7 protein-coding genes are annotated in these 6,152 nt (G+C 59.5%); 4 read left to right on the top strand and 3 right to left on the bottom strand.

All coding sequences use genetic code 11. The annotated features are described in order from the left end of the window. Positions 1 to 251: 251 nt before the first annotated feature. Positions 252 to 581, top strand: a complete 330-nt coding sequence (locus PLN84_RS12325) for a hypothetical protein (protein WP_292490788.1) — start codon at positions 252 to 254, stop codon at positions 579 to 581. After that, on the top strand, positions 578 to 967 hold the full coding sequence (locus tag PLN84_RS12320) for a type II toxin-antitoxin system VapC family toxin (RefSeq protein WP_214076875.1): 390 nt from the start codon (positions 578 to 580) through the stop codon (positions 965 to 967). Before PLN84_RS12325 ends, PLN84_RS12320 begins: the two co-directional genes overlap by 4 nt. Here PLN84_RS12320 and PLN84_RS12315 read toward each other — a convergent pair. After that, a complete protein-coding gene (locus PLN84_RS12315) occupies positions 880 to 1,341 on the bottom strand; it encodes a reverse transcriptase N-terminal domain-containing protein (RefSeq protein WP_348532121.1) in 462 nt (153 codons plus the stop codon). The two genes, PLN84_RS12320 and PLN84_RS12315, sit on opposite strands and share 88 nt — an antisense overlap. 18 nt (positions 1,342 to 1,359) lie before the next feature. On the opposite strand from PLN84_RS12315, the gene PLN84_RS12310 reads away from it, so the two are divergent. Continuing rightward, positions 1,360 to 3,054: a primase-helicase zinc-binding domain-containing protein gene (locus PLN84_RS12310; protein WP_348532120.1), complete on the top strand. Its 1,695-nt coding sequence runs from the start codon at positions 1,360 to 1,362 to the stop codon at positions 3,052 to 3,054. A gap of 146 nt (positions 3,055 to 3,200) precedes the next feature. On the opposite strand, the gene PLN84_RS12305 is transcribed toward PLN84_RS12310, so the two are convergent. Further along, positions 3,201 to 3,749: a hypothetical protein gene (locus tag PLN84_RS12305; RefSeq protein ID WP_348532119.1), complete on the bottom strand. Its 549-nt coding sequence runs from the start codon at positions 3,747 to 3,749 to the stop codon at positions 3,201 to 3,203. A gap of 131 nt (positions 3,750 to 3,880) precedes the next feature. Between PLN84_RS12305 and PLN84_RS12300 the strand changes: the two genes are divergently transcribed. Continuing rightward, entirely contained in the window at positions 3,881 to 4,846 is a 966-nt protein-coding gene (locus tag PLN84_RS12300; protein WP_292384069.1) for a hypothetical protein, read from the top strand. Positions 4,847 to 5,067: 221 nt separating this feature from the next. On the opposite strand, the gene PLN84_RS12295 is transcribed toward PLN84_RS12300, so the two are convergent. Beyond that, a complete protein-coding gene (locus PLN84_RS12295; protein WP_214076871.1) occupies positions 5,068 to 5,979 on the bottom strand; it encodes a hypothetical protein in 912 nt (303 codons plus the stop codon). Positions 5,980 to 6,152 lie beyond the last annotated feature (173 nt).

Here is a 6,152-nt window from a genome sequence, read left to right as displayed (position 1 = left end):
AACACCCTCATCGAGAGCGTCATCGCCGACAACCCCTTCGGGTGCGTCGGGTATACCGGTGCCGACGGGCAGCCGGTCGCGGCAGTCATCCGGAACCGCGAGCACTACACCGCGAAGGTGGACTTCATCGACGCCGTCATCGCGCTGGAGTGAGAGGAGGTCTTTTGCCCCCACTCTCTTCCCCGCGCCGGGAGCCTGGCAACCGGGGCGTCTCCCCTACCTGTGGGGGACGTTTTGTCTTCCGGGCGGTGGTGGATGTTCCTGGAGAGGAGGAGATCCGGAGAGTACCCTCGCCGGCGAAGAAGGGATCGGAGCGGGAAAAGTATCATCTGCCGGGAGCACTCATATCTCCATATTCTGGAGTGTGCGGCATGGGAGTGCAATACATCTGTGATGCAGAAGGAAGAAAGACTGGCGTTATCGTGCCCATCGACCTCTGGGACAGCCTGAATGCCGAAAAACCTGCCGGTGAACGGGTTGGGGTTCCGGATCCCGGAAAATATCGGGGCATATACAGAAACTTAAACGTCGATCTAAAGGCCGAGATCCGGAACCTGCGGGATGAATGGAACCGGATATGAGTCGGTACCTGCTCGATACGAACATCCTCATCTACTACCTTGCAGATGCCGTTCCGCCGGCGAGAGTAAATGAGATCGAAGAGATGCTCACCTCTTCATTTCGTGTTTCAATCATCACAAAGATCGAATTTCTCGGGTGGAAGAAGCATACTCCGGAAGGGTATGCGATAGCCGAGGACTTTATCCGTTCTGCGGAAGTATACCCTCTGATCGATACAATTGCGGACCGCGCTATCCACCTGCGTCGAACTTGCGGGATGAAGCTCCCCGACGCGGTCATTGCAGCCACCGCTCTGGCTCACGAATGTGTACTGGTCACCCGAAATGAACGTGATTTTTCCGGGATCTGCACGCTTGAGGTCGTAAACCCGATCGACGGCGGGTAGATGCGGCGCAGTGGTTTCGCGTGGTACTGGCGGTCAGTGAGACTCAGGGCTGCTCGCATCTTGTCCGATGCAGCGGTCCAGAGCACCCCATCAACACCAGGAGTTCGCTTGCCTTTGTTCTGTGTGACGATCCGCACCGCGAGGAGTTTCGCGGAGTAGGTATGCGTCAGCAGATACCTGAGACGTTTGACCATATTCCATTTTCCTTCGTGCGTTGCCTTTGCAATCCGGGTTTGTAGCCCGTTAACAATGGATTCACGATCCCCGCCGAGATCGTCGTGAGACGGAGTGAGGGGGCGACTTTCTTTCGTTTCGGCATACAGAGCGGCAATATGTTTCCGGTGTGATCGTCGAAGCAGATCATATGTAGTCACAGGTGAAACATCCTCTGGATGGCACCACGGAACGTACCCGGGACCTGCATGCTCTGCAGGGAACCGGTGAGCAGGAGGGGGGCTTTGCGGCACGTCGAGGGCTGCCTCCGGTCGTCGGGCTGGCCTGCAGGGGAAAAGCCGTCGCTCATCATCACGATACAGGGGCGGCACGACAGATCCTACTGGCTGGTGGTTCTTGCGCGGCCCGACGCCACGCTCGAAGACCTCGACTCCCTGATCCGCGACGTATGGGTGGAATGCTGCGGGCACATGAGCGCGTTCTCCATCGGCAAAGAGAGTTACCTGAGCGGCGAGGACGAGCCGGGAACGAGCATGGCAATCCCCCTCTCCGGGTTGGTCCCGCCGGGAAGCACGTTCTCCTACGAATACGACTTCGGCTCCACGACGGAGCTGGACCTGAAGGTGATCGGTGCAATACCCATACTGCCTCCGGAGAAACCGATCTGCCTGATCGCGAGGAACAACCCCCCGCCGTTCCCCTGCGACGCCTGTGGGAATCAGGCGGAATTCAGCCTGTTTGACGATGAAGACGGTACCCTCCGTTTCTTCTGCCGCGAATGCCTCGTCTCGGCCGAACCCGATCCGGAGTGCACGGAGATCATCGAGAACTCCCCGAGAACCGGTATCTGCGGCTACGTTGAGGACCCTGATGCCGCGGTGTACTGGTATCCGCCGGGATGGAACGCGGAGGATCTCGCATCCCCGGAACTCGAAGAGATCCTGAAGAAACTCCCGGAGTTCGATCCGGACGACTGCATATATACTTTCGAAGACCCGCCCGGGGACGCAGAGGTGCAGGCCATGATGGATGCCGTCTGTGCGGATATCGGCCCGGAGATTGAGGCGTTCATCGCCGATGAGCGGGCCGCGCACGGGGAGTTCTACGGTGCGCTGGCGGGAGAGACCGTTATGGAGTTCTGCGTCTTCACGTACGGCCTTCGCGGAAAGACTATCCGGGAGTGGGATGCCCGGCTCGTACGCACGTGCCTGATCGAAGAGATGGCGCAGAACCCGATCTTCCCCGAGGAGTGGCTTGAGAACGCCGTCCCGATCCTCTGCCGGTTCCTCTCCTCCATGGAGGCGGCCGGCAGGCTGCAGAATGCCGCGGAACTGATCGCAGTACTCAAAGAGGCGGAACCCGCCTTCCGGGCCGCGGCCACGAGCCCGGAGAAGTATCGCGACCTTTCCGGTCGTATCTTCCAGCGGGCGCTCGACGCAGGGGTCGACCCGGAGGATGAGCGTGCCCTGATGAACTTCGTCCAGCGCGAAGTCGTAGTAATGGCCGGGATGGACCCGGACGATGCGGATCTCATCGAAAAAATCGAATATCTATTTAAGGACGACGGAATCGCCCCGAATTCCGGGGATCTGCGGGTCTCCGCGATCCTCTTCAGGTGCGAGGAATTCTGTGCCCGGCTTGAAGACGGCACGATCCCGGGACGTTGCGGGGCCATCGTCGGCGACCTGGCCGCCCACCCGGCAGCACCGCTCTCGCGGGGGGACGAAGACCTCTGGAGTGCGGCCGTCGTCTATGCAGCATGCCGGGACGTGGGCCTGATCCGGCCGGGAAAGGGGGGGACCCCGTTGGCCCGGGAGATCGGTTCCTTCTTCGATCTCGAACCGTCATCGGTTCGGAACAAGGTGGCCGCGCTCAAAAAATATCTCCCGGGTACGCCAGGAGCGGAAGACTGAGCCGTGCCGGGAGCACACGCGCAGGCGGGATGCGAACCGGCGTACGATTCCGGTTCCCGTCGATGGCAACCCCTTCGGGTGCGCCGGCGCTGTTGGAGGGCCGTCCCCGCGCTATTTTTGTCTGCATGATCCCGGACGAGGGCCGGTCACAAAAATCCTTTCTCCTCGAGGAGCCGGGCGAGCAGCCGCACCTGTCCGGGATCGTCGACGGCCGTCTCCCATTCTTCCCGGATGGAGGAGAATGCATCGTCGCAGTAGTCGGGCGCTTCGTCGAGGGGCGCGGAACCCGAATCCTGCTCGAACCGTCGGATCCCGAGGAGAATGCCCGCGCAGAAGAGGCGCGACTCGTCGGCCATGCCGCGCCGGAGGTAGGCTGCCATCTCCTCCTTATAGGGCGCAACAATCTCGTCCATCATCTCCCATGCCCGCTCGGACGGATAGAGGTAGCCGCCGTCGTGGGTTCTGCCCGAAGTTTTCCAGACGTCCTCGATCTCGATGCCGGCGAGGTCGCCCGCGAGCGAGTCGGCGATCTCCTCGCTGCCGACGATCCGGAGGACGTCACGGGCAACGCCTTCCGCCCGTGACGCGAGGGTAGGGTCGTCGCGGATGAACTGTGCGAGGACATCCTGCGCCTGTTCGGCGCTGAGTGAGTCGAGGAGGGGAGTCACGGATGCGGTTTTCTTTCGTTTCGGCATACAGATCGGTACCCGCGGAGGACAGATAGCATTGCCGGAGCCGAAGCGGCGGGAGGGACGTGAGGTTTGCAACGCAACGAGCTTTCACCGGGACGGGCTGTTCCGGGGAGAGCGGCACCTGCAGTCTTATAATGACTGATGAGCAAGGGGTAAGCATGGTGCTCGAAGAGACGCTGGTGGTGTACGATCCGGACGAAGCCAGGAGGATTGCTGGCGAGCTCCGGAAAAAGGGGATACCGGTCCGCATCGTGCGCAAGGACATCCTGGTACGGTCGATCGACGTTATCGGCAGGATCCGGGACCTCAAAGCCGCAATCGAGGAGGGGATCGCGCAGATTGGGGAGGACGACGATGCCAGGCCGCGGCTCAAGAGAACTCTCGCCTCACTGGGAGAGGACGAAGAGGAGATTGCAACCTTCCTGCAGCAGCATCCTCCCGGCAAAGCAGTCACCCCGGTTATGCCGAAGAAAAACCTGCTCGAACTCTATCAAGCGTTCCGGACGGAGGGAGCCGGTGAGGAAGAGGTGAGTGGCGAGATCGCGAAGATCCTCAAGAGCCGCAGGATCTTCGCGCTTCTCGAACGAAACGGGCTGATCGAATGGACCAAAGACGAAGAAGCAATCCTGCACGGGCATGCCGATCCTGCAGATCTGGTTACCGCGCTTTCCGGGGAGATTATCGAAGAAATCGGACTCGAAACCCTGAAAAGACATGCCGTCAAGACCAGCATGACGATCATCTCCGAGCCTGATTACCGCCTGGAATTCAACCCGGAGGCGATCAGTATGATACAGATCGCGGATCTGGATGAACTCGTCAACGAGATGGAGATCGATCTCGACGCATATGATCTGTTCCGGGACAGCGTCTATGCAAAAAGAACGGTCGCCTCCAGGGTAATAGGTATTTTCGAAGGACGCGGAACAGTTCCGGCCGAGGAGATCTTTGCTGTCCTGCAGAGCGACGTCTTTGAAATACCGGGCAAGATCGAAGAAATCACCCTGGATCTCGACCTCGACTTCGTGAAAGGGCTGCTCGACGATATGCGGAGGATCGGGGTGATCCGCAGAAAAGGGGCGGGATACCGGTTGGCGTGACGCACCCGGGCACCTACAGGCATCCTTCCGACAGCCAAAACCGCCTCTCTCTCCACAGAATACATCCGAACCCATGCAAAATAAGTATCTACCAGAAGTAAGTCGCTGACATAGGGGTACAGAGTTAGTAGTCACCGGACTGCACCCCGCTCAAACCGTTCCTGCTCCCGCCGCTCCGCGGGGCGTCCTGCGTACCCGCACAACGGCGGGAGAACCTTCGCTCATCGCAACTTCGCCTCCATCTCCGCTATCCATCCCTTGACCCGGTCGATCGTGCTCTGAATGTCGGAAATCCGCTCGTTCTCCTCGTCAATCCATCCTTCTACGCGGTCGCGGTAGGAGTCAGACCATGCCGAGTCTCTCATCTCCTCCAACTTGGAGAGGTTCCTCTGTCTCCGGTCCAGAGCAGACTCGAGGCTATCGAGGCGATCCGTCAGGTTCGCAATGTTTTCTCTCGTCCGCTCCTCCCACGCTTCTTTCTTGGCTATCGCCTCCCGCCTTCTGGCCTGACGGGTCTCCCATGCGGCTTGCTTCTCGGCATGATACCGCTCGATCACCGCGCTCCTTGCACGTTTCCATTCGTCCCACGCTACATTCAGGGCCTCCGATGCTCTCGTCAGGGCTTCAAACGCCTCCTGTTTATCCCTGCCGGACATCCGGCCCTTGTTCCGGGAGAGGTAGGCCCATCCCTCTCCCATGGTCTTGCTGCACGCTATAAGTTCGAACTTCCGGTCGTCGAACGGGCCAAGTATCGCATCGAGGACCTGAGTGATGACGATCGAGAGTCCTCCGGTGATGAGCGCAAGAAACACATCGTCCGACTCCGATGACGGAGTCGCCCTCCGTGCAAGCGAAAGGATTTCCGATAAGTGAGAGTTCGATTCGCTCACTCTTGCTGTAAATTCTTCCTTTGCCCTCTCCTGGGACGCTTTTACCTCTGCAATGATTGTTTGAAAGCGATCCCATGCCGCCTGCCTCTCCCGGACGGTTGGAAACTTCGATCCTTTAAACGCCTGATTGATACTCTTTATCTCATTCCATACCTCTTTCCACGTTCTGTTGCGTCTTTCGGCCTCGCCGATCAAACGCTCCAGTGAGTCCAAGAGCCCTTTAATCTCCGATCCGTCGGTCATGGGTGCGCACTCTCATCTTCACATCAAACGGAAATCAGCGTGTCAGTATCTGGGTGGGAACGCTTCAAGCGAGGCTTGCGGCGAGAGAGACCCCTCTCTCACCCGCCCGCTCCAGCCAGGTACTCCCGCGAAAGCCGGGCGATATCCTCCAGGTCGCAGACCAGGTACCCGTC

Source organism: Methanoculleus sp., from assembly GCF_035363275.1.
Classification (GTDB): domain Archaea; phylum Halobacteriota; class Methanomicrobia; order Methanomicrobiales; family Methanoculleaceae; genus Methanoculleus.
Note: the sequence above shows the minus strand (reverse complement) of the source record. Positions and strands in the feature narration are given on the sequence as shown.

Bases quoted from the DNA above. Each gene is read 5' to 3' on its own strand.
- PLN84_RS12320 (WP_214076875.1), top strand. From the start codon at position 578: ATGAGTCGGTACCTGCTCGATACGAACATCCTCATCTACTACCTTGCA.
- PLN84_RS12310 (WP_348532120.1), top strand. From the start codon at position 1,360: ATGGCACCACGGAACGTACCCGGGACCTGCATGCTCTGCAGGGAACCG.
- PLN84_RS12305 (WP_348532119.1), bottom strand. From the start codon at position 3,749: ATGCCGAAACGAAAGAAAACCGCATCCGTGACTCCCCTCCTCGACTCA.
- PLN84_RS12300 (WP_292384069.1), top strand. From the start codon at position 3,881: ATGACTGATGAGCAAGGGGTAAGCATGGTGCTCGAAGAGACGCTGGTG.
- PLN84_RS12295 (WP_214076871.1), bottom strand. From the start codon at position 5,979: ATGACCGACGGATCGGAGATTAAAGGGCTCTTGGACTCACTGGAGCGT.